General features: G+C 47.3%; 21 protein-coding genes, 1 rRNA gene, 1 other RNA gene and 1 other annotated feature. Of the genes, 22 read left to right on the top strand and 1 reads right to left on the bottom strand.

Annotated elements, in window-relative coordinates; translation table 11 throughout:
* Positions 1–128 precede the first annotated feature (128 nt).
* Complete coding sequence (locus CR205_RS20640; protein WP_236634938.1) at positions 129–458, bottom strand: hypothetical protein; 330 nt, start codon at positions 456–458, stop codon at positions 129–131.
* Between the two features lie 548 nt (positions 459–1,006).
* Between CR205_RS20640 and pdxS the strand changes: the two genes are divergently transcribed.
* The 22 genes from pdxS to CR205_RS19825 form a co-directional block, all read left to right on the top strand.
* A complete protein-coding gene (gene pdxS, locus CR205_RS19930; protein WP_110521912.1) occupies positions 1,007–1,891 on the top strand; it encodes a pyridoxal 5'-phosphate synthase lyase subunit PdxS in 885 nt (294 codons plus the stop codon).
* 60 nt (positions 1,892–1,951) lie between these two features.
* Positions 1,952–2,533, top strand: coding sequence for a pyridoxal 5'-phosphate synthase glutaminase subunit PdxT (gene pdxT / locus CR205_RS19925; protein WP_110521911.1), 582 nt, complete (start codon positions 1,952–1,954; stop codon positions 2,531–2,533).
* Between the two features lie 44 nt (positions 2,534–2,577).
* Positions 2,578–2,795 (top strand) — a binding site (T-box leader).
* 103 nt (positions 2,796–2,898) lie between these two features.
* Positions 2,899–4,179 (top strand): serine--tRNA ligase, encoded by a 1,281-nt coding sequence (serS, locus tag CR205_RS19920; RefSeq protein WP_110521910.1) that lies wholly within the window; start codon positions 2,899–2,901, stop codon positions 4,177–4,179.
* Positions 4,180–4,853: 674 nt separating this feature from the next.
* Positions 4,854–5,846 (top strand): ABC transporter ATP-binding protein, encoded by a 993-nt coding sequence (locus tag CR205_RS19915; protein WP_110521916.1) that lies wholly within the window; start codon positions 4,854–4,856, stop codon positions 5,844–5,846.
* Complete coding sequence (locus CR205_RS19910) at positions 5,803–6,786, top strand: ABC transporter ATP-binding protein (protein ID WP_236634936.1); 984 nt, start codon at positions 5,803–5,805, stop codon at positions 6,784–6,786. Before CR205_RS19915 ends, CR205_RS19910 begins: the two co-directional genes overlap by 44 nt.
* A gap of 110 nt (positions 6,787–6,896) precedes the next feature.
* Complete coding sequence (locus CR205_RS19905) at positions 6,897–8,744, top strand: ABC transporter substrate-binding protein (RefSeq protein ID WP_110521908.1); 1,848 nt, start codon at positions 6,897–6,899, stop codon at positions 8,742–8,744.
* Positions 8,745–8,821: 77 nt separating this feature from the next.
* The gene (locus tag CR205_RS19900) at positions 8,822–9,787 is read left to right on the top strand and encodes an ABC transporter permease (protein WP_110521907.1); all 966 of its coding nucleotides are present in this window, start codon (positions 8,822–8,824) and stop codon (positions 9,785–9,787) included.
* 11 nt (positions 9,788–9,798) lie between these two features.
* Positions 9,799–10,716 (top strand): oligopeptide ABC transporter permease, encoded by a 918-nt coding sequence (opp4C, locus tag CR205_RS19895; RefSeq protein WP_110521906.1) that lies wholly within the window; start codon positions 9,799–9,801, stop codon positions 10,714–10,716.
* A gap of 648 nt (positions 10,717–11,364) precedes the next feature.
* Positions 11,365–12,378 (top strand): ABC transporter ATP-binding protein, encoded by a 1,014-nt coding sequence (locus CR205_RS19890; protein WP_110521905.1) that lies wholly within the window; start codon positions 11,365–11,367, stop codon positions 12,376–12,378.
* On the top strand, positions 12,375–13,358 hold the full coding sequence (locus CR205_RS19885) for an ABC transporter ATP-binding protein (protein WP_110521904.1): 984 nt from the start codon (positions 12,375–12,377) through the stop codon (positions 13,356–13,358). Before CR205_RS19890 ends, CR205_RS19885 begins: the two co-directional genes overlap by 4 nt.
* 44 nt (positions 13,359–13,402) lie before the next feature.
* On the top strand, positions 13,403–15,184 hold the full coding sequence (opp4A, locus tag CR205_RS19880; protein ID WP_110521903.1) for an oligopeptide ABC transporter substrate-binding protein: 1,782 nt from the start codon (positions 13,403–13,405) through the stop codon (positions 15,182–15,184).
* A gap of 85 nt (positions 15,185–15,269) precedes the next feature.
* Positions 15,270–16,235, top strand: a complete 966-nt coding sequence (gene opp4B, locus CR205_RS19875; RefSeq protein WP_110521902.1) for an oligopeptide ABC transporter permease — start codon at positions 15,270–15,272, stop codon at positions 16,233–16,235.
* Positions 16,236–16,245: 10 nt separating this feature from the next.
* Positions 16,246–17,151 carry an oligopeptide ABC transporter permease gene (opp4C, locus tag CR205_RS19870; RefSeq protein ID WP_110521901.1) on the top strand — a complete coding sequence of 302 codons (906 nt, stop codon included), beginning with the start codon at positions 16,246–16,248 and terminating at the stop codon, positions 17,149–17,151.
* 254 nt (positions 17,152–17,405) lie between these two features.
* Entirely contained in the window at positions 17,406–17,924 is a 519-nt protein-coding gene (gene tadA / locus CR205_RS19865) for a tRNA adenosine(34) deaminase TadA (RefSeq protein WP_110521900.1), read from the top strand.
* Positions 17,921–18,079 carry a YycC family protein gene (locus tag CR205_RS19860; RefSeq protein WP_110521899.1) on the top strand — a complete coding sequence of 53 codons (159 nt, stop codon included), beginning with the start codon at positions 17,921–17,923 and terminating at the stop codon, positions 18,077–18,079. The genes tadA and CR205_RS19860 overlap by 4 nt, the downstream gene beginning before the upstream one ends.
* 114 nt (positions 18,080–18,193) lie before the next feature.
* Positions 18,194–18,459, top strand: an RNA gene (gene ffs / locus CR205_RS19855) — signal recognition particle sRNA large type.
* A 201-nt stretch (positions 18,460–18,660) separates the two neighbouring features.
* On the top strand, positions 18,661–20,361 hold the full coding sequence (gene dnaX, locus CR205_RS19850) for a DNA polymerase III subunit gamma/tau (RefSeq protein WP_110521898.1): 1,701 nt from the start codon (positions 18,661–18,663) through the stop codon (positions 20,359–20,361).
* Between the two features lie 18 nt (positions 20,362–20,379).
* Complete coding sequence (locus tag CR205_RS19845; RefSeq protein ID WP_201745427.1) at positions 20,380–20,697, top strand: YbaB/EbfC family nucleoid-associated protein; 318 nt, start codon at positions 20,380–20,382, stop codon at positions 20,695–20,697.
* Between the two features lie 127 nt (positions 20,698–20,824).
* Positions 20,825–21,421 (top strand): recombination mediator RecR, encoded by a 597-nt coding sequence (recR, locus tag CR205_RS19840; protein ID WP_110521896.1) that lies wholly within the window; start codon positions 20,825–20,827, stop codon positions 21,419–21,421.
* Positions 21,422–21,444: 23 nt separating this feature from the next.
* A complete protein-coding gene (locus tag CR205_RS19835; protein ID WP_110521895.1) occupies positions 21,445–21,678 on the top strand; it encodes a YaaL family protein in 234 nt (77 codons plus the stop codon).
* 74 nt (positions 21,679–21,752) lie between these two features.
* Positions 21,753–22,019 carry a pro-sigmaK processing inhibitor BofA family protein gene (locus CR205_RS19830; RefSeq protein ID WP_110521894.1) on the top strand — a complete coding sequence of 89 codons (267 nt, stop codon included), beginning with the start codon at positions 21,753–21,755 and terminating at the stop codon, positions 22,017–22,019.
* Between the two features lie 357 nt (positions 22,020–22,376).
* A 16S ribosomal RNA gene (locus CR205_RS19825) occupies positions 22,377–22,498 on the top strand; the annotation flags it as partial.

The following is a 22,498-nucleotide window of genomic DNA, read 5'->3' as shown; positions in this document are numbered from 1 at the left end:
GCTTTTCTCCCCGCAGGAGTCAAGCGTATATTTCATCCGCTTTACCGCCTTTTTGTTAGTTCGGGTTCTCACATTAACACTTTATTTTTTGTCCCGGCCTCTTTCTGTATAAGCAGGCTTGCTCACTGTTATTCGGACTGCTCGCCGAGGTTTCCGAGACCGCCGATAATACCAGTCAGCACCTGCAGCAGGCGCTGGACGTCCGCTTCCGCCAAAGGGTTGTCGCCGAGGCCTGAAAGCCTGATGCATGGAAGTTCAAGACGCAATTGCAGTCCAAGCAGGACAATATCAATCGGACAGGGAATGGCTACACACAGAATTTCGTCACCGGTACAGCAGCCATCCGGACAGCCGTTTTCTTGATCTCCGTTATCATTATCATCGCCGTTTCCGTTTTCCTCCTGCTGGACACTTGTTTCGCCATCCGGGCTGAAAAAGATTTGATTTTCTTCTGTCATTTTTTTCACTCCTGAGTTTATTTATAGAGGCGCCCCTATAAAAATAATCTATTCTACTTTTTCTGGTCTGTGTGGACAAAGTTTCTGATAGAATAGCGGATTCAGCACTTTTTAATAGAAAATGGTAATATACACAGAGGGAGTTTATCCTGAAAAGGACAGATTGTCTGCGCATTTAGACCCTGAAAAAAAGGATAAGGTAGCATATTTTATTAAAACGCTCTGTTAATGTTTAATGTTGATTTAATCAAGTTGATTGGAACGAACGAGCGACACTCCTGCGGGAACAGCACCGACGGAAGACCCCGCAGGGCGATTTTCCCGAGGAGGCTGCAGTGGGACCCGCGGAAAGGGAGTGCAGTGAGAGATAATCAACAACTGACTTTAACAGATCCTATTAAAAAAGACTGTCAGAAACGTGAATGGATTTAAGATAAAAGTGTTTTTAAATCATTTACTCGAAATTGATACAGGTTTTCCGTTATAATGGATAAGGATAATCAGAATCCGACAATTCAGGCTTAATTTATAAAGGGGGATTTTTCACCATGAAACAAACTGGAACTGATCGTGTAAAACGAGGTATGGCCGAAATGCAGAAAGGCGGCGTCATTATGGACGTTGTCAATGCTGAGCAGGCGAGAATTGCAGAAGAAGCAGGTGCCGTAGCTGTAATGGCACTTGAGCGTGTTCCTTCGGATATCCGCGCAGCGGGCGGAGTTGCCCGTATGGCAGATCCGACGATCGTCGAGGAAGTAACAAATGCCGTAAGTATTCCGGTTATGGCCAAAGCACGTATCGGTCATATTGTGGAAGCACGTGTGCTTGAAGCACTAGGTGTGGACTACATCGACGAAAGTGAAGTACTGACTCCGGCGGATGAAGTGTACCACCTTAATAAGCGCGACTACACGGTTCCGTTTGTGTGTGGTGCAAGAGACCTCGGGGAAGCTTCCCGCCGGATCGGAGAAGGGGCCTCCATGATCCGTACAAAAGGGGAGCCAGGTACAGGAAACATCGTAGAAGCGGTTCGCCATATGCGTATGATGCAGTCCCAGATTAAAAAAGTAGCAGGCATGAGTGAAGACGAGCTGATGACGGAAGCGAAGAATCTCGGTGCATCCTACGATGTTCTGCTTGAAATTAAGCGCTCCGGGAAACTTCCGGTCGTAAACTTTGCCGCAGGCGGTGTCGCTACACCGGCAGATGCTGCTCTTATGATGCAGCTTGGAGCAGACGGGGTATTTGTGGGATCCGGCGTATTCAAATCGGACAATCCTGAAAAGTTTGCCCGTGCCATTGTTGAGGCGACAACTCATTACGAGGACTACAAACTCATTGCTGAGCTTTCAAAGGGTCTTGGTACGCCTATGAAAGGAATTGAAATCTCCACACTGGAGAAAGCTGACCGTATGCAGGACCGAGGCTGGTAAGCAGCTTTAGGCTGCACCCCGTGTCACTCGGGCGGATTTTTACAGTAAAGGAGAGTCATCATGATTAACATTGGTGTCCTTGCTCTTCAGGGAGCAGTCCGCGAGCATGCTGCCGCACTGGAAGCAGCAGATGTAAATGTAATTACCGTGAAGCGCACAGAGGAGCTGAACGGGCTGGACGGCCTGGTTTTTCCCGGTGGGGAAAGTACAACCATGCGCCGGCTGATTGATAAATACGGCTTTTTTGAGCCGCTGAAAAAGTTTTCCGAACAGGGAAACCCGATGTTCGGTACCTGCGCAGGAGCGATTCTCATGGCCAAAGAAATTGTCGGACAGGATCCTCACCTCGGGGTGATGGATATGACCGTCCAGCGAAATGCCTTTGGCCGGCAGCGTGAGAGCTTTGAAGCCCCGCTGAAAGTAAAAGGAATCGGGGATGATGTACATGGCGTATTCATCCGCGCTCCGATTATCGTAAGTACAGGACCGGCTGCTGAAGTGATCTCCGAGTACGACGGAGAGATTGTGGCAGCAAAACAGGGAAATTTCCTGGCATGCTCCTATCATCCTGAACTTACAGATGATCATCGCATGCATCAGTACTTTGTCGAGATGATCAGAAAAAACCGTCTCGCTGCTTGATTAGATTTAAGCAGATCGGTTATGATAGTGATAGTAAATACAGTGAACAGACTGAGACGGGAATCAGTAGCGTAACAGCTTTGCCCAGAGAGTCGGTGGCAGGTGCGAACCGATCAGAGCATTGCGTGAATCCATCCCTGAGTCAGACAGCTGAACACCAGTAGGCTGTTTCGGTCTCACCGTCCGTTATCGGTGATGAGTGGAAAAGAAGCGTGTCTTCTTTTCAATCAGGGTGGCAACGCGGGTTACTCTCGTCCCTTCTACAGGGACGGGAGTTTTTTGTATTCAAAACCCTCCGTGCTTTGCCGGAACCTGTTTGAGATCGTAAAGTGCAAATACAACGAAACCGGGAAGGTGGAAACATCATGCTTGATGTGAAAGTGCTTAGAAAAGATTTTCAAGGCGTAAAAGGAAAGCTCGCAAGCAGAAACGAGGACATCAGTGCACTGGACAAATTCCAGGAGCTTGATGTCACAAGACGGGAGCTTATTCAGAAAACCGAGGAGCTTAAAGCTAGAAGAAATACTGTCTCCCAGGAAATCTCCCAGCTGAAAAGAGAGAAAAAAGATGCAGATGATCTGATTAAAGAAATGAAAGACGTGTCAGCGACAGTAAAGGAGCTCGATGAAAAGCTCCGCACGGTTGATGAAGAGCTGGACAGCCTTCTGTTAAACCTGCCGAACATTCCCCATGACAGTGTGCCGGTAGGAGCGGATGAGGAGGATAACCGGGAAGCCCGCAAGTGGGGCGACGTGAGAGAATTCTCATTTGAACCCAAGCCTCACTGGGATCTGGCTGCTGAACTGGACATTCTCGATTTCGAGAGAGCTTCAAAAGTAACAGGAAGCCGCTTCGTCTTTTACAAAGGTGCAGGAGCGCGCCTTGAAAGAGCGCTGATTAACTTTATGATGGATCTCCATGAAGACGAGCACGGATACACAGAAGTGATGCCGCCGTATATGGTGAACCGGGACAGCATGACCGGAACAGGCCAGCTGCCAAAGTTTGAAGAAGATGCCTTTAAAATCAGGGAAGAAGACTACTTCCTGATTCCGACAGCGGAAGTGCCGGTCACGAATATGCACCGTGACGAAATCGTGAATGAAAAGGACCTGCCGATTGCCTACACGGCTTACAGTGCCTGCTTCCGTTCAGAAGCCGGTTCTGCAGGCCGGGACACCCGGGGGCTGATCCGCCAGCACCAGTTTAACAAGGTGGAACTTGTCCGATTTGTTAAACCGGAGGAATCCTACGAACAGCTGGAGCTCCTGACCTCACATGCGGAGAAGATTCTGCAGCTTCTTAAGCTTCCATACCGTGTGATGGACATGTGTACCGGAGATCTCGGTTTTACTGCCGCGAAAAAGTACGATATTGAAGTTTGGATCCCAAGTTATGAAACGTACCGGGAAATCTCATCCTGCAGCAACTTTGAAGCATTTCAGGCCCGCCGTGCGAATATTCGCTACCGTCCTGAAGAAAAAGGGAAGACGGATTTCGTTCATACGTTGAACGGATCAGGACTTGCAATCGGCAGAACGGTTGCCGCTATCCTTGAGAACTACCAGAGAGAAGACGGGACGGTTGAGGTACCTGAAGTCCTGCGTCCATACATGGGCGGAAAAGAAGTTATCAGCAGCAGATAATGTTAGCTTAAAATAGGGAGAGGCCGGTCTGACCAGTACAGTCAGACCGGCCTCTTTTTTTCCATTTTTAAAAGGGTTTTCGTATAAAGATAAGAAATGTGTCGAAATATAGTTGCTTTCTCAGTAAAGCAAATTACAGAGTGGGTAGTTGGGAAATTACAAATGGTCAAGTTCTCTGCTATTCCCTTTGTGACAGTCATTCAAGCGGATATGTAAAATTTCAGTACAGCAGATAATCAATGGGCTGCGAACAGAAAATAGTATTTTATGAGAAAGAAATTTTTGGAACCCGTTATTAATATATATACTAAATTATGAATAAAAACAGCACAAAACCCTTGAAAACCAATGAATCCCTATAAATATACGATATTCATTATATAATATTTATTCCTGTTGTTTCGGATTACTAAATATCTAAAGATAAAAAATTTTCAAAAAACTATATACTTACTGATGTGCATATGATACATTATTGTCATTAAATAGAGACTTGTGTAATACATAGTTTCGCAGAATACTGGGAGGTTTAAAGCTTATACTTTTTTCAGTATAAACTTGCGCCATTATTTCAGTATATCAAGAATTCGGTTTACCGGAGTGAAGATGGGGTGAGGGTTGTGCAGCGAAGCGAGCATTTGCTGGAAGTGAAAGATCTGAAGACGTATTTCCATATGGAAGGCGGCAGAACAGCTAAAGCTGTCGATGGCGTAAGTTTCCATATTGACCGGGGAGAAACACTCGCGCTGGTTGGAGAATCAGGCAGTGGAAAAAGTATTACATCATTGTCCGTTATGAGACTGATTCCGCAGCCGCCAGGAGAAATCCTGGACGGGTCAATCAAACTGGACGGAAAAGAACTTCTGACACTGTCAGACCGCGAGATGAGGAAAGTCCGGGGAAATGATATCGGCATGATCTTTCAGGAACCGATGACTTCACTGAATCCGGTATTTACAATTGGAAATCAGATTGCAGAAACATTGATTAAACATAAAAAAATGACAAAAAAGCAGGCTTATGCCAAAGCAGTGGAACTGCTTAAGGTCGTAGGTTTTGCAAGAGCCGAGGAGATTGTAAACGAATATCCTCACCAGCTGTCCGGCGGAATGAGACAGCGTGCCATGATTGCCATTGCCATGTCATGCGATCCGAAGCTGCTCATTGCGGACGAGCCGACTACCGCTCTTGACGTAACAATTCAGGCTCAGATTCTCGATCTTATGGTGGAAATGAAGGAGAAGTTTGATTCTTCGATCCTTCTGATTACTCATGATCTGGGAGTTGTAGCAGAGGTGGCAGACCGGGTGATGGTGATGTACGGTGGACAGATTGTAGAAGAAGCTAAAGCCGAGGAACTGTTTACCAATCCTAAACACCCGTATACAACAGGGCTTATGGGGAGTATCCCGAACATTGACGAAGACGTTGAACGTCTGGAATCAATTCAGGGAACTGTACCGCCGGCGCACCGGTTTCCGGAAGGTTGCCGTTTTGCCCCGCGCTGCAAACATGCGATGGAACAGTGCACGCAGGCAAATCCTGACCTGCTTGAAGTGACTCATAAACATAAAGTACGCTGCTATCTCTATGACCCGGCTGTTGGAGAAGGAGGACATCAGAATGGAACAGACGAGAGAAAAACTGTTAGAAGTACGCAATCTTAAAAAATACTTTCCTGTAAAAGGCGGGATCCTCCAGCGGACGGTCGGGCACGTAAAAGCAGTCGATGATGTTTCGATTGATATTTACAAAGGTGAAACACTCGGAATCGTTGGAGAATCCGGATCGGGTAAGTCCACGCTCGGGCGCACGATTCTTCGTCTTCTTGATCCTACAGATGGAAGCGTCCTTTTTGAAGGCAACGATATCTCCTCCATTAAGCAGGGGAAGATGCGGAAGTACCGCCAGGATATGCAGATGGTGTTTCAGGATCCGTACGCATCCCTGAACCCGAGAATGAGCGTGGGGGAGATCATCGAAGAACCGATGCTCGTCCAGCGTACGATGGGAAAGAAAGATCGGAAAGAGAAGGTCGTTGATCTTCTGAAAAAGGTCGGTCTCTCTCCAGAGGCACGTGATAAATATCCTCACGAATTTTCCGGGGGGCAGCGTCAGCGGATCGGAATCGCCCGGGCTCTGAGCATGAACCCGAAGTTTGTGATCGGGGACGAGCCTGTATCAGCTCTGGATGTGTCTGTTCAGTCCCAGGTTTTGAACCTGATGGAGGACCTGCAGAATGAATTTGATCTCACCTACTTGTTTATTGCCCATGATCTTAGTGTTGTTAAACATATTTCTGACCGGGTAGGCGTCATGTACCTCGGCCGAATGGCGGAAATCGGGCCTAAAAAGCTGATTTACAGCAACCCGCTTCATCCATATACGAAAGCGCTGCTCTCGTCTGTGCCAGTTCCGGATGTGAATCGGCGCCGTGAAAAAATTAAGCTGAAAGGGGAGCTTCCGAGCCCTTCGAACCCCCCTACCGGCTGCACGTTCCATACAAGGTGTCCTGAGGCTCACGCAAGATGTAAGACAGAACGTCCGGATCTGGTTGATCAGGGAAATGGCCAGTTTGTAGCCTGCCACCTGTATACGAACGGATAAACCATATGAAGGAATTTGTCACTTTAAGGGGGTGAGGCAAGGGGAAAGCAGGGTTGAATTTCCGGGTTAATGTTAAGATTCATCCAAAAATTAAGGGGGTAAGAAGATTTATGAAATTTAGCAAATTTTGGCTAATGCTGATTCTATCACTATCGCTGGTTCTTGTTCTTGCGGCTTGTGGTGACGACGAAGAAGCTTCAGGTGAAGAAGATGGCGATGATGTAGAAGAAACAGAAGATGATGGTACTGAAGAGGATGGCGACGCAGACGAAGAAGCAACTGAGGAAGACGAAGCAGAAGGCGACGAAAGTGAAGGGGAAGCCCAGCGCGGCGGAACAATCACAGCAGGTATGTATTCTGCACCAGGTCACCAGTTTAACCCGCTTTTCTACTCTGATGCGTATGAAGCTAATATCTTGAGCTTTACGCATGAGTCTCTTGTCCAGCTTGACGAAAATCTGGAGTATCAGCCAGCCCTTGCAGAGAGCTGGGATATTAACGACGACTTTACATCTATCACATACACACTGAATGAAGGCATTCAATGGCACGATGGTGAGCCGCTTACAGCGGACGATGTGTACTTTACTTATTCAACAATCGCTGATCCTGAGTACGTTGCAGCAGGCGGAGTACGTACAAACTACGTATTGAACCTTGCAGGCTATGAAGAGTACAACAGCGGCGAAACCGATACATTGGAAGGTGTCGAAGTAATCGACGACCGTACGGTAGCGTTCCACTATGATGAGCCTAACATTAAGATTCTGTTTGACACTAGCTTTATCATTGTACCTGCCCACCCGTTTGAAGGAATGGATATTGCAGATATTCCTGATGCGAGTGCTTCCCGTGATGCAGGGGAAATCGTAGGTAGCGGACCATTTGTTCTTTCCGAGTTTATTGAAGGCGAGCAGTATGCACTTACTGCCTTTGCTGATTACTGGGGCGGCGAGCCTTACCTGGATGGAATTACATGGCGTGTAATCCAGCAGTCTGTAATGCCTGGTCTCCTTGAAAGCGGAGAGCTTGACATGATTGCTGAGCCAAACGGAGTCCCTGCTTCCGACTTTGATCGTGTTGATGGTCTTGACAATGTAACAACTTACATGACTCAGGACTTTGGTTATCAGTACATGGGTATTAAGCATCACCACCGTACAACTGAAGATGTTGAGAACGGTGTAATTAACCCTGAAAACTGGGTAGAGAACGAAAAAGTATCTGACGTACGTGTACGCCAGGCGATTGCAAGTGCGATTAACCGTCAGGGGATCGTAGATGGTCTTCTTTACGGAATGGGATCAGTTATGGAAGCGCCATTCCCTGAAGCTTCATGGGCTTTTGATGAGAACGCTGTAAACACGTATCCTTATGAGCCGGACCGTGCCAACGAGCTTCTTGATGAAGCTGGTTATGAAGATGTAACAGGCGACGGATACCGTGAAGATCCAGACGGAAACGAGTGGACTCTGAACCTTGATTACCCAACAGGAAACGAAGTACGCGAGCGTACTGCTCCAATCATCCAGGATGAGCTTGGCGCAGTAGGAATCCGCGTAGAGCTTCGCCAGCCGCGTGAAGCCGGTCCTCACTTTGATATGGTCGAAGCAGACAACACTGACTGGGATCTTTACCTTGCAGGCTGGAGCCTTGCTGTAGGCGATCCGGACCCTGCCGGAATCTGGCAGTCCACAGCTGCGTATAACTACACGCGCTGGAATGATGAGACGAGTGACGAGCTGATCCAGAAAGCCGTTACACCACCGGATGCTTTTGATGTTGATTACCGTGCTGAAGTCTACAATGAGTGGGCTGGTCACGTATCAGAACAGGTACCAATGGTATTCCTTTACTCTTCTGATAATATCTACGCTTACAACACGGATCTTCAGAACGTTAAAGAACTGCCAGCTGGAATCTACCAGGATTCCCACCTCTGGTATCTAGCACAATAATTGTAGAAGTGTCGAGGTAAACGAGTGTGCGGCCCTCGGCCGCACACTTGATTTTTACCTGGCGGGAGGAGTTCAGCATGCACAGATATATCATTCGTCGAACGCTTCAGTTCATACCAATGTTGTTTCTTGTTACGGTTGTAGTCTTTGCATTAGCCAAGGCCGCTCCCGGAGATGTATTGTCAGGTGAAATGCTTGATCCGAATATTCCCCATGAAGTTCTGGAACAGCGAAGAGATGCATTGGGACTCAATGATCCGCTGCCCGTGCAGTACTGGAGCTGGCTTTCATCTGTAGCAACTGGTGATTTTGGAAATTCGATGCAATACACAGGCCGCTCTGTTATGGATTTGATCCAGTCAAGGATCATGAACACGTTTTACTTATCCATGTTTGCCCTTGGCGTTACATTGGCGATAGCTATCCCGATCGGGATCTATTCAGCAACAAAAAAGTATTCTCTATTTGATTATGGAGCTACGACCTTTGCCTTTTTAGGTCTGGCCACCCCGAACTTTTTTGCCGCATTACTTGCCATCTGGCTGTTAAGCTTTCAGTTTGGCTGGTTTCCGGCTCAGGGATCCACATCAGCCATTGGTCTGACCGGGTTTGAACTGTTTATTGACAAGCTCAGACACCTTGTCTTACCTGGTTTCACATTAGGTCTGGCCAGTACCGCCATGTATATGAGGTATATGCGTACCGAGATTCTAGAAATCAAAGGTAGTGACTTCATCCGTACGGCACAGGCAAAGGGTCTGACGAACAATTCTGTGCTGTATAAGCATACGCTGCGAAATGCACTTATTCCGATTATTACTTTACTCGGTGTGGAATTCGGGCTGCTGCTCAGCGGTGCCGTAATCACAGAGAATGTTTTCAATTATCCCGGGCTTGGGACACTGTTCCTGAACTCGATCCAGAACCGTGATTATCCGGTCATTATGGCCATTAACCTGATTCTGGCCGTTACAATTCTAGTCGGAAATCTATTAGCTGATATTTTCTATGCAGTTGTGGATCCGCGTATCCGTTATGATTGAGGTGAGAGCTGATGGAAACACAAGTGAACCAGCAGGTGGGCACAGCCCCGCCTAAAGTAACCAAGGATTCGGAAAAAAGCTTAAGCCCTTTTCAATTGGCGATGCGGCGGTTCCTGAGAAATAAGCTTGCTATTGCCGGTCTGGTCGTACTCAGCTTTTTTGTCCTCGTGGCTGTCTTTGCAGATCTCATCGCGCCGCACAGTCCGACCGCTCATAATCTGTACAATATCGATGCGAAAGCATCATCTGAACATTGGCTCGGAACTGACAGCTCCGGCCGGGATAACTTTTCAAGACTTGTACACGGAGCGAGAATCTCCCTTACAATTGGATTTTTCGCCATGTTTTTTACAGTAGCAATCGGAGTCATTCTCGGATCACTGGCAGGGTATTACGGAAGATGGGTTGACGGACTGATCATGCGTGCAACTGACCTCATGATGATTCTTCCTTTCCTTCTTCTGATCCTGACGATCGTTGCCATTGTTCAGTCGGTTACGATTACGCTGTTTGTAACCATCATTGCCCTGACAGCCTGGCCGAACCTGACGAGGATTATAAGGGCTACGTTCCTCTCCCTAAGAGAAAAAGAATATGTCCTTGGGGCAAGATCGATCGGCGCCTCTGATTTCCGGATTATTTTTAAGCACTTTCTTCCAAATGCCGTAGGTCCAATCATTGTAAATGCCACACTGATGATGGCAACGATGATCATCCTCGAATCGGCGCTCAGCTTTATCGGTTTCGGTATTCCTCAGCCGACACCAACCTGGGGGAATATGATTACGGAAGCGAACAGCCTTCGAATTCTTGAGAATAACTGGGAAACCTGGGTTCCTCCAGGGGTAGCCATCCTTCTTACCGTTCTTGCGATTAACTTCATCGGTGACGGTTTAAGAGATGCGTTCGATCCGAAAAGCAATCAGTAATTTAATATGAAGAAACGTGAAAACCTTCCGGTCCAGCCGGGAGGTTTTTTGTCATTATTTATCAAAACAAAGAATTATTTGCAAATTATACCTAGGCAGGAAGTACGGTTTTACGCTAACAATACGCAAAATTGTAAAAAAATTTTAAAATATCCATGCATATATTCTTTAATCAGTGTATAATGTTCCGTGAAATGTCTAAAAAGGTCATGTTTTAGTTCATTCAGATTTCCTAACCGATTTACACACAGAGAGAGTTCTCTGAGAACAAATGAGCATATAGAGCAGAGAGGGAGGGGTGCCGATAGACCCAGTCTCTGTCCGGAAAAATGAAAGATCAGCTGACTAGGGCAAAGAAAGAAAAAGCCAAATAAATATATTGATATAATAAAAAGCAGAGACTGTTAATCTTAGAATATAGTAAAAAAAGGCAGGGGATGTCCCCCTAAAACGTGCGTGGCAAGTACTGCCAGCAGGTTTATCTTTACTTTTATTTATCAGACAATTACAATAATTGTAGAAGTGTTACAGACTGTTAGGGAATTGAAAATGAAATAAAACATTGACAATCTACTAAAAATTATAATAATATTTCAAGTAACATAATTTTTTATTATTTTCAGAAAATATTGAAGGGTATGATATCCTATGAGCAAGCAAAACGCGCTTTTAGAGATAGACAACTTGCATACAGGGTTCAACATTGACGGTGATTTTCATCACGCTATTAAAGGCGTATCCTTCGATGTCAAACCGAAAGAGGTTGTATGTGTTGTAGGAGAGTCCGGCTGCGGGAAGAGTGTAATGTCTCTCTCCATTATGCAGCTGCTGCCAAAACATAACGGCAAGATCGATAAAGGTGAAATCCGCTTTAATGGCCAGAACCTTGCTGAATTGTCTGAAAAGCAGATGAACGGCATTCGTGGAAAAGATATCAGCATGATATTTCAGGAGCCGATGACGGCGCTGAATCCGGTTCTGACAATAGGGTTCCAGATCGATGAAGTTCTTCTGAACCACTCTAAAACATCTAAAGAACAAGTGAGAAAGAAAAGTATACAGCTGCTGAAGGATGTGGGAATTTCCCGATCCGAGCAGATCGTTCACGAGTATCCCCACCAGCTTTCAGGCGGTATGCGCCAGCGGGTAATGATTGCCATGGCCATCGCATGCGAACCCGCACTGCTGATTGCGGACGAGCCTACAACGGCACTGGACGTTACAGTTCAGGCTCAGATTCTTGAACTGATTAAAAAGATTCAGGACGACAAAGGGATGGCTGTAATGCTGATTACCCACGACCTCGGGGTTGTAGCCGAAATGGCGGACCGGGTTGTGGTTATGTATGCAGGTCAGGTGGTTGAACAGTCTGACGTTGACCGGATCTTCCATGATCCGAAGCATCCTTATACACAGGCTCTTCTCGGGTCCATTCCGAAAATGGATGAGAAGGCAGATGAACTTAACACGATTAAGGGAATCGTCCCTACTCTGACGAAAATGCCGAAACAGGGATGCCGCTTTGTAGACCGCTGTCCGGCGGCTATGCCTGAATGCAAGCAGATTGACCCTCAGTTAGCAGAGACAGACAAAGGCCATACCGTTCGCTGTCTTCTATATAAAGAGAGTCAGCCTGGGGAAAAAGCGGAGGTGCGAACATGACCCAAAAACAAAAGTCAGAACATTTGCTCCGTATAGAAGAGTTAAAAAAATACTATCCGGTCCGCGGGGGCTTCTTACGCAGAAAGATCGGGGATGTTAAAGCAGTAGACAATATCTCATTTGAACTGAAACGGGGTGAAACATTCGGTCTTGTAGGTGAGTCCGGCTGCGGTAAATCCACAGCAGGCCGCACGATCACCCGGCTGTTTAAGCCCACCAGCGGCAAGATTTTCTTTGAGGGCGAAGACATCACCAACATTTACGGTTCTAAGCTTCGAAATATGAGAAAAGATATTCAGATGGTGTTTCAGGATCCATACGCTTCTCTTAACCCGAAAATGATGGTCGGAAGCATTGTCTCGGAACCGATCCTGAATTACCGTCGTGTATCAGAGAGAAAAGTACGCGACGAAGTGATGGACCTTCTTACAAAGGTAGGTCTTCCGGAAGATGCATACTTTAAGTATCCTCACGAATTTTCAGGCGGCCAGCGTCAGCGTATCGGAATTGCCCGGGCACTCGCCCTTAAACCGAAACTGATTGTAGCCGACGAACCTGTATCTGCACTGGATGTGTCGGTACAGTCTCAGGTGCTGAACCTGCTGAGAAGCCTTCAGAAAGAATTTAATCTGACGCTTCTGTTTATCGCCCATGACCTGAGTGTTGTAAAACACATGAGTGACCGGATTGGTGTTATGTACCTTGGAAACCTTGTGGAAGTGGCCGATGCAGAAGACCTTTACCGTGACCCTAAACATCCGTATACGAAAGCGCTGATCAGCGCGATTCCGATGCCGGATCCAAGAAATAAAAGTGACCGGATTATTTTAAAAGGGGATGTGCCAAGTCCGCAGAATCCACCGGTTGGCTGCCCGTTCCATCCAAGGTGTCCCGAAGCGATGCCGCAGTGCAGTGAGACAAAGCCTCAGTTGAAGGAGGTGAATCGGGAGCACAGAGTTTCGTGCTTACTATACGATTAACCGACTCCAGCTTGTATTAAACATTTTAAGGGGGATTTACCAACATGAAGAAATCGCTATTATTGCTGTTGGCGATGCTTCTATCAATTTCGATTCTGGTAGTAGCTTGTGGCGGCGACGAAGAAGAGCCGGCCGATACAGACACGGACACGGATGAACAGGATGCAGACGGCGGCGATGAAGACGCTGACGGGGATGCAGACGAAGAAGAGGAAGTTTCACAGGAAGATGCACCACAGGGCGGCTCTGTAACGTACGGTTACACACAGCCATTCGCAGGTGTTTTTGATATCGCCCACTACGGTGGACAGGATGATGCCATTGCACTCGGTATCATGACAGAAGGGCTCGTTGACACTGACGATGAACTTCTTCCAGAGCCGAATCTGGCTACATGGGATGAAGATGGTACAACAATCACGTTCCACATCGAAGAAGGTGTTTACTGGCATAATGGGGAAGAACTGACTGCCGAAGATATGGCTTATGCATGGCAGGTCATTGCTCACCCTGACTACACAGGAACCCGTCAGTCCAACGTAGCTATGATCGTTGGTGCTCAGGAAGTAATGGACCTTGAAGATTACGATGCTGAAGCAACGCATGAACTTGAAGGTGTAACAATAGTAGACGACCACACACTTGAGGTGGAAGTTGTAGCGGAAGCGCCAAATACGCTTTCCAACCTTTGGACAAACCCGATTCCAAAAGCTCACTATGAAGGTATTGCTGTAGCAGATCTTGAGGAATCTGACGAAGTACGCCGTAACCCGGTAGGTCTTGGACCGTTTGAGGTTGCGAACATCGTCCCTGGTGAGCAGGTTGAATTTACTGCTTACGAAGACTACTGGAAAGGCCGCCCGAACCTTGATGAAGTCATTTACCGTATCATTGACGGTGAAATGGCCGGCGAACTGATTCAGCAGGGTGAGGTTGACCTGATCGATCTTCCTCCTTCACAGGCAGTTGACCTTGAAGGTGTTGAAGGTGTAACACTTGAAGAAATCGAAGCTCTTTCCTACAGCTATATCGGCTTTAAGCTCGGCCACTGGGACGGAGAGCAGAACGTAATGGATAACGACAAGTTTGCTGATAAAAACGTTCGTCATGCATTTGCACATGCGATCGACCGCCAGGGAATCATCGACGCATTCAGTGAAGGTTACGGAACTGTAATCAATGCTCCTGAATCTGTTATTTCCTGGGCTTACCCGGATGAGTCTACACTTAACCAGTACGAATACGATCCGGAAAGAGCAATGGAACTTCTTGACGAAGCCGGTTTTGAAGATGTAACTGGCGACGGTTTCCGTGAGAACTCAGACGGAGAAGAGTTTACTGTTAACTTTATGGCGATGAGCGGTACTGACATTGCAGAACCACGTGCAACATATATCGTTCAGAACCTTCAGGACGTAGGTATTAACGCGCAGCTTCAGGATGGACAGCTGTTTGAGTTCAACCTTTTCTATGACCTTGTAGAAGAAGACGATGCTGACATCGACCTCTTCATGGGTGCATGGGGACTTGCTGCAGATCCGGATCCAACTGGTCTGTGGAGAACAAATGATTTCTGGAACTTCCCACGTTGGGTTAACGAAGAGTCTGAAGAGCTTATTGAGCGCGGACTTAGTGAGGAAGCGATGGACATCGACTACCGTGCAGAGGTTTATCAGGAATGGCACCAGCTTGTAAACGAAGAGCTGCCGCTTATCCCGCTTAACTCTCCAGTAGATGTATATGCGATCAACTCTGAAGTGGGTGGCATTACTGTCGGCGTACGTGACGCAACTGACGATGCTCACCTCTGGTACCGTGAACAATAATTAACGTTACAACGTGACATTCGATGATTCGGTAATCACACCGACCGGAGATGTTTCCATGTAATGAAAGCAAGGGGAAATGATCATGTTACTTTACACATTAAGACGAATACTCATTATGATCCCGATCTTGATCATGATCTCCATTGTGGTTTTCTCCCTGGCATTAGCTATGCCGGGGGATGCCCTTTCCGGGCAGATTGACCCTGCAAACACTGACCCACAGTATATCGCAGATCAACGGGAGAGACTGGGCCTTAATGATCCTGTTCACGTACAGTATGTACGCTGGGCAACGGGTGTTGTCCAATGGGATTTCGGTCGTTCGTTTAACCACAGGATGCCGGTTACTGAGCTGATAGGAGAAAGACTTCCTAACACCATATTGTTATCGGTCATGTCGTTAATGATCACCTATGTCCTTGCCTTCTTCATGGGTCGTTACGCTGGTCGTCATCCATACACACCTGGAGATTATGGAATACAGGGAATTAACTATTTGATGTTAGCCATCCCAAGCTTTGTTGCTGCCATTTTCGCGATTTTTATCTTTTCTTTCCAGTTCGGATGGTTCCCTTCAACGGGGAGTGTCGGATCTGGCCTGCAATCCGGAACGTGGGACTGGTGGGTAAGTAAGATTCACCACACAGCCTTGCCGGCACTTGTCTTAGGTGGGTTAACAACAGCTAGTTATACGCAATTTTTACGTAATGATATTATTGAAAATTCACAGAAAGACTATGTCCGTACGGCCCGTGCAAAAGGGACTCCGGAAGGGACGATTTACAACAAGCATATCCTGCGGAACTCTGTCATTCCGATCATTACACTTTTCGGGTTTGACATTGCAAGTATCATCGGCGGAGCAGTCATTATTGAAACAGTATTTACGTACCGGGGAATTGGAGAGCTTCTGATCAGTTCGATTACAAACCGCGACTATTCAGTCGTAACTGCCATTACACTCATGCTCTCGGTTGCAACACTGGTTGGTAACCTCATTGCCGACCTTATCTACGGTGTTGTAGATCCGCGGATCAGAGTGGAATAGGGGTGAAACCATGTCAGCAGTTGTAGACCAACAACGTGTAGAAGAACTGAAAAAGAAAGCTAAGAAACAATCTCCGTGGGCTATCGCCCGACGTAAACTGCTTCGCAATAAACTGGCTGTAATCAGCCTTGTGTATCTCATAATCGTTATTATTGCAGCGTATCTGGCGCCGTGGATTACTCCGCACAGTCCGACGCTGGTAGATATCATGAACCGGAACGTAGAGCCCGGGGGAGAATACATCCTCGGGACCGATCGTTCAGGACGGGATATCCTGACGCTTCTGCTCTACGGAGCTCGTACATCCCTTACGATCGGTATTGTCTGTATGATTGGTATTGTGCTGATCGGTACGACAATCGGCTCGATCGCTGGTTACTACGGCGGCTGGGTAGATGCGGTACTGATGCGCTTTACTGACTTTATGATGAACTTCCCGTTCCTCGTATTCGTAATCGTACTTGCTTCCATTTTCCGTGAAGCTGGTATCTGGGCGCTCATTGTCGTCTTTATCGTACTCGGCTGGACCGGGGCTGCCCGGGTTGTACGAAGTAAGATGATGTCCGAGAAGGAGAATGAATACGTCATGGCTGCCATTTCGATTGGCGGTACGCCGTTTAAAGTCATCCGTAAACACCTTCTTCCGAACGTCATGACAACGATCATCGTACAGGCAACACTTTTGCTTGCAGTCATGATCGTAGCGGAAACAGCACTCAGTTTCCTTGGTTTCGGGGTTCCGTCCGGTACACCGAGCTGGGGTAACATGATGCAGGAAGCCCGGAGTCCTACTGTAATAAGAAACTCCTGGTGGATCTGGATTCCGCCTGCGATTGCCATTACGTCTACGATTCTTGCCATTAACTTTATTGGTGAGGGCATCAAGGACGCATTTAACCCTAAATCACTGCGTTAATAAGAAGAATAAAGCGAAGCGACGGTGCAGGACCGTCGCTTCTTTTATATTGCCTGCTTTCATCTGGATTATTGGAGCGGATGCAACAGGGCCCGCACCGGAAAAATCAGAAATCTTTCGTCATTTCCCGGGCAACTTTAGACAAAACCAGTCATTACCTCTGGTTGAGTCCCGGCAGGAAGTAACGTAAAATATGATTATAACAGCAGTATACGCAAATTAACCGGCATGATGAAAGGATGGCAGGAAACCTAATGGCACAGACAATTTGGGAAAAAGATGATGAGTTCTGGATGAGGGAAGCTCTCATTGAAGCAGAAAAGGCCGGAGAAAAAAAGGAAGTCCCGATTGGAGCCATCGTGGTACAGAATGGCACCATCATCGGCCGGGGTCACAATGAGAGAGAGACACTCCAGCAAGGAGTCAATCATGCAGAGATCACAGCGATTACCAGTGCCTGCAGGAATGAAAAAAGCTGGAGGCTGCCGGAGGCCACATTGTATGTCACCCTGGAACCGTGTCCGATGTGCGCGGGGGCGATCGTCCAGACGAGAATCCCGCGGGTTGTATATGGTGCTCCTGATCCGAAGGCCGGATGCTGCGGGACATTGATGAATCTGCTCGATGAACCCCGGTTTAATCATCAGGCCTCAGTTACGTCCGGCATTCTTCAGGAGGAATGCGCCAACCTGCTGAAAAATTTTTTCAGGAATCTCAGGGAAAGAAAGAAACAGTTTAAAAATCAATCCACAGAAAGGACGGGTAATAAATGAGACCAAATCAATTTTCCCTTGAAACGGCAAAAATGATTGCAGAAAAGCTGAATATGCCAGTGGAGCACGTGATGCATACCCCTCCGCATATTCTGACGGCAAAACTGAAGGAAGCAGAAGAGAAGGCCGAAAAAGAAAAAACGGACCGGAATTGAGGATTACATAAATTGTAAGACGCAGTCTGCTGCTATCTATTGCATTTCCACTCTAAACAGACTATACTAGGTATTGCGTCGCTATGACGCATTTGAATATCGTTATAAACTTTGCCGTGCTAGACGGGGAGGTAGCGGTGCCCTGTACTCGCAATCCGCTATAGCGAGGTTGAATTCCTTCCCCAGGTTTTAGCATCGTAGGGTCTGCCCTGAGTAAGTGGTGTTGACATCCGGGTTCCGCGCAACGGAGATCCGTGAACCCTGTCAGGTCCGGAAGGAAGCAGCAGTAAGCGGTTCCCTTCGTGTGCCGCGGAGTCGCCTGGATCGAGCTAACTGCTCAGGTAACGCCTGGGGTGCTAATCCCAAAGGAAGGTGCACGGCTAAATTTTATAAAAAAGCAGCTGCCATAAGGCGGCTGCTTTTGTTATATCCGGAGGTTTTCCTTTGAAGGGAACCGCACGATAAACTCACACTGATTCATTTTGAAATTAACGTCCTGAGCCGGTATAATAGAAAAAGAGTCAAAAGGATTCTGTGTGCCGCCATATGACAGACAGGGGGCATTTCAAAGGGGGAGAAAGATGGGCTATCAAGCGCTCTACCGGGTCTGGCGTCCCCGAAAACTCTCAGACGTCGTCGGACAGGAGCACATCACAAAAACACTTAAAAATGCACTCGTGCAGCAAAAGCTCTCCCACGCCTATCTGTTTTCCGGCCCCCGCGGGACAGGAAAGACAAGTGCAGCGAAAATTGTTGCAAAGGCAATTAACTGTGAACAGGCACCTGTAGAAGAGCCCTGTGACGAATGTGCGGCCTGCAGAGGAATCAGTGACGGATCTGTGGTGGACGTGATGGAGATTGACGCCGCGAGTAACAACGGTGTTGATGAAATACGGGACATCAGAGACAAGGTTAAATTTGCGCCAAGCGCTGTGAAATACAAAGTCTACATAATAGACGAAGTGCATATGCTGTCGACCGGTGCCTTCAATGCTCTTTTAAAAACGCTTGAAGAACCGCCTGGACATGTCATTTTTATTCTTGCAACGACAGAGCCGCATAAAATCCCGCTAACGATTATTTCAAGGTGTCAGCGCTTTGATTTTAAACGGATCTCCTCTGAGTCGATGATCCGAAGAATGAACGAAATTGTTCATACGACAGGCGTCCAGATTCACGACGATGCTCTGACGATGATTGCCAGAACTTCTGAAGGAGGAATGCGGGATGCGCTGAGTCTTCTGGATCAGGCGATATCCTACGCCGAAGAGGAAGTCACGCTGCAGGACGTGCTCTCCATTACCGGTGCTGTATCTCAGCAGCTTCTTTACGACACAGCCGACGCTCTTCAGAGTAAAGATGTAGCCGGTGCCCTTCAGTCTGTTGACAAGGTTATAAAGGAAGGAAAAGATCCGAACCGGTACCTTGAGGATATGATCTACTTCTACCGGGACATCCTTCTTTATCAGACAGCTCCCTCGCTCAAGGATTCTCTGGAGCGGGTAACCGCAGATGAGAGACTGGAGCAGACAGCGGCGTCCCTCCCTGCGGAGTGGATTTACGCCGTCATTGACAAACTGAATCATTTTCAGCAGGAAATGAAATGGTCCAATCATCCAAAAGTATTTCTCGAACTTTTTGTGGTGCAGGCCTGTCACCTTCAGGCAGCATCATCTGCAGGGGAATCAGCAGACAGCGCCGCTGTAGACGAGCTCAAGGAGAAAGTGAAAGAACTTGAGGCAGCACTGAACCGGCTTAAATCGACAGGTGTTCAGCAAGGAGCAGAACCGGAATCGTCGGGAACGGGCTCCAGTGCTAAACCGGCACCGAAAAAGCGGGCATCCTCTTCAGCAAAAAGCCGAGGTCAAATGGGAAGAGTCAGAGAGATGCTTGCCCACGCCACAAAAGGGCATCTTCAAACTGTAACTGGTCAATGGGGGCAGATTTCAGAACACGTGAAAGCTTCAAGTGTGCCTGCATCGGCCTGGCTGAATGACTGCAAGCCGGTTGCCGCTTCTGAAAATCTCGTCGTTCTGGCCTTTAAGAATGAAATGCACCGCGACATGATTGATACGAAGTTCCGCGAGGTTGTCGAAAGTGCGATCTCGAAAGTGACGGGAAAAGGTCTGCAGTTCGTTACTCTTCTCGGCCCTCACTGGGATGAAACAAAGGCTTCCTTTGTACAGGAGCAGCGTGGAGACGAAGGAGAAGAAAAAGCAGACCCGCTCGTTGACGAAGCAATCAAGCTCGTTGGACAGGATCTGGTAGAGATTAAAGAATAACTATTTGAAAGCGAGGAAATGAAAATGAAAAACATGGGTAATATGATGAAACAGATGCAGAAAATGCAAAAGGAAATGGCCAAAGCACAGGAACAGCTGAAGGAAGAAACAGTTGAAGCAACTGCCGGCGGCGGTATGGTAACAGTAATCGTCACAGGTGAAAAGCGTGTAGTAGATATTCAGATCAAGGAAGAAGTTGTCGACCCTGAAGATGTGGAAATGCTTCAGGACCTTGTGCTTGCTGCCACTAACGAAGCCCTTGCCCAAGTAGACGAACTGGTTAATGAACGGATGGGGAAATTTACAAAAGGCATGAACCTGCCGGGCATGTTCTAAGTTATATTTCCTGTAATAACATCGGAAAATTTAAGGCTTACGGGAAAAACAGAACTGAATCTGCAAAACCGGCTGCGTATCTGCAGCCGGTTTTAAAAATGTTTATACAAGGAAAGGGGAACCTTCTATGCAATACCCTGAACCGATATCTAAGCTGATTGAAGGCTTTATGCGCCTTCCGGGGATCGGGCCGAAAACAGCTGCGAGACTCGCTTTTTACGTACTGGATATGAAAGAAGACGATGTCCTTGATTTCGCAAAAGCGCTTGTGAATGCTAAGCGTAACCTCACTTACTGCTCTGTGTGTCATCACATTACGGATACTGACCCGTGCAGAATCTGCGATGACAAAGCGAGAGACCAGACTGTGATTTGTGTGGTCCAGGAATCCAGGGATGTTATCGCTATGGAAAAGATGAGAGAGTATCTGGGACAGTATCACGTGCTTCACGGGGCCATTTCCCCAATGGATGGAGTCGGACCCGAAGATATTTATATACCGGATCTCATTAAACGTCTCCAGGACGACACCGTTCAGGAAATTATTATTGCGACCAACCCGAATATCGAAGGGGAAGCGACAGCAATGTATATTTCCAGACTAGTTAAACCGACAGGGATTAAGGTGACCCGTATTGCTCACGGCCTCCCTGTTGGAGGGGACCTTGAATATGCAGATGAAGTCACGCTGTCCAAGGCCATTGAAGGAAGAAGGGAACTCTAAGGTTCTGCTAAGGAGGAATACCGATGTTTTTCAAACGGAAAAAGAGAGCGATACGCCGAAGAGAAGATGAACGACTCATGAACGAGATCGATCAGCTAAGAGAAAAGCTCGACCAGCAGCGGAATCTCTTATCCCACCGTGCCGATCACAGCGATCACCTTCACTATCAGGTGAAACTCAATGAAGCAAAGTACCTGTTCCTTCTAAAGGAAGTAAGGCACCGCCACAGGACAGCGCCTGCCGGCCGTTCTAACTGACAGGGAGTCAGCATAAAGTAAAGGGAGGCTTGTCACACAGACAGGCGATATAAACTGGTGAAGGTGTGAGCGAAATGGAACCTTTCTTTGTGCTGTCGCTGCTTGGTGCCGGAATCTTTCTGCTTCTGATTCTCGGTGCGCCAATGAAACCTTTGAGAATAATGGGGCAGGGAGCAATCAGAATGCTGATTGGCGCTTTGTTTCTGTTTTTCCTGAATGCGTTTGGTTCACTGTTCGGCTATGAACTTCCTATTAATATCGTGACAGCAGCCGTAACAGGTTTCCTTGGGCTGCCGGGGATTATTGCGCTGATCATTATCGACATGTCGATAATGCCATAAAAAAACGGCGTGGATATTCTAATTTAAAAGCTTTGTGATCCACTGACAGGAAAAAATCTCTGCATATGGACCGGACTGCACCAGGCGCTGCCGCTTAAAAAGCGGGACTGCAGCCTGGTTTTTCATTGCTTGTTTCTATGAAAAGAAGACGGTAAAAGAAAAAATAAAAAAAGTTTCTATAAATTGTTGACGCAGATTGCCATAGGTGATATATTATTACTTGTCGCCGCGAAAGACTGCGGCAAACAAGCAAACTGCTGACCTTTGAAAACTAAACAAAAAGCCAAGCGAAACGTGGGATATTTTAAGATATCCCGTCAATAAATTTTTATTTTTGATGTCAGTGACATCGAACTTTCTACGGAGAGTTTGATCCTGGCTCAGGACGAACGCTGGCGGCGTGCCTAATACATGCAAGTCGAGCGGACTGATGGGGAGCTTGCTCCCCTGACGTCAGCGGCGGACGGGTGAGTAACACG

The sequence above is a fragment of the Alteribacter lacisalsi genome (assembly GCF_003226345.1).
Taxonomy (GTDB): Bacteria; Bacillota; Bacilli; order Bacillales; family Salisediminibacteriaceae; genus Alteribacter; species Alteribacter lacisalsi.
This window is presented reverse-complemented; position numbering and strand designations above follow the sequence as displayed.

What these genes read in the sequence shown, in the direction of transcription:
- CR205_RS20640 (WP_236634938.1), bottom strand. Translation starts at nt 458, where the DNA reads ATGACAGAAGAAAATCAAATCTTTTTCAGCCCGGATGGCGAAACAAGT.
- pdxS (WP_110521912.1), top strand. Translation starts at nt 1,007, where the DNA reads ATGAAACAAACTGGAACTGATCGTGTAAAACGAGGTATGGCCGAAATG.
- pdxT (WP_110521911.1), top strand. Translation starts at nt 1,952, where the DNA reads ATGATTAACATTGGTGTCCTTGCTCTTCAGGGAGCAGTCCGCGAGCAT.
- serS (WP_110521910.1), top strand. Translation starts at nt 2,899, where the DNA reads ATGCTTGATGTGAAAGTGCTTAGAAAAGATTTTCAAGGCGTAAAAGGA.
- CR205_RS19915 (WP_110521916.1), top strand. Translation starts at nt 4,854, where the DNA reads ATGGAAGGCGGCAGAACAGCTAAAGCTGTCGATGGCGTAAGTTTCCAT.
- CR205_RS19910 (WP_236634936.1), top strand. Translation starts at nt 5,803, where the DNA reads ATGGAACAGACGAGAGAAAAACTGTTAGAAGTACGCAATCTTAAAAAA.
- CR205_RS19905 (WP_110521908.1), top strand. Translation starts at nt 6,897, where the DNA reads ATGAAATTTAGCAAATTTTGGCTAATGCTGATTCTATCACTATCGCTG.
- CR205_RS19900 (WP_110521907.1), top strand. Translation starts at nt 8,822, where the DNA reads ATGCACAGATATATCATTCGTCGAACGCTTCAGTTCATACCAATGTTG.
- opp4C (WP_110521906.1), top strand. Translation starts at nt 9,799, where the DNA reads ATGGAAACACAAGTGAACCAGCAGGTGGGCACAGCCCCGCCTAAAGTA.
- CR205_RS19890 (WP_110521905.1), top strand. Translation starts at nt 11,365, where the DNA reads ATGAGCAAGCAAAACGCGCTTTTAGAGATAGACAACTTGCATACAGGG.
- CR205_RS19885 (WP_110521904.1), top strand. Translation starts at nt 12,375, where the DNA reads ATGACCCAAAAACAAAAGTCAGAACATTTGCTCCGTATAGAAGAGTTA.
- opp4A (WP_110521903.1), top strand. Translation starts at nt 13,403, where the DNA reads ATGAAGAAATCGCTATTATTGCTGTTGGCGATGCTTCTATCAATTTCG.
- opp4B (WP_110521902.1), top strand. Translation starts at nt 15,270, where the DNA reads ATGTTACTTTACACATTAAGACGAATACTCATTATGATCCCGATCTTG.
- opp4C (WP_110521901.1), top strand. Translation starts at nt 16,246, where the DNA reads ATGTCAGCAGTTGTAGACCAACAACGTGTAGAAGAACTGAAAAAGAAA.
- tadA (WP_110521900.1), top strand. Translation starts at nt 17,406, where the DNA reads ATGGCACAGACAATTTGGGAAAAAGATGATGAGTTCTGGATGAGGGAA.
- CR205_RS19860 (WP_110521899.1), top strand. Translation starts at nt 17,921, where the DNA reads ATGAGACCAAATCAATTTTCCCTTGAAACGGCAAAAATGATTGCAGAA.
- dnaX (WP_110521898.1), top strand. Translation starts at nt 18,661, where the DNA reads ATGGGCTATCAAGCGCTCTACCGGGTCTGGCGTCCCCGAAAACTCTCA.
- CR205_RS19845 (WP_201745427.1), top strand. Translation starts at nt 20,380, where the DNA reads ATGAAAATGAAAAACATGGGTAATATGATGAAACAGATGCAGAAAATG.
- recR (WP_110521896.1), top strand. Translation starts at nt 20,825, where the DNA reads ATGCAATACCCTGAACCGATATCTAAGCTGATTGAAGGCTTTATGCGC.
- CR205_RS19835 (WP_110521895.1), top strand. Translation starts at nt 21,445, where the DNA reads ATGTTTTTCAAACGGAAAAAGAGAGCGATACGCCGAAGAGAAGATGAA.
- CR205_RS19830 (WP_110521894.1), top strand. Translation starts at nt 21,753, where the DNA reads ATGGAACCTTTCTTTGTGCTGTCGCTGCTTGGTGCCGGAATCTTTCTG.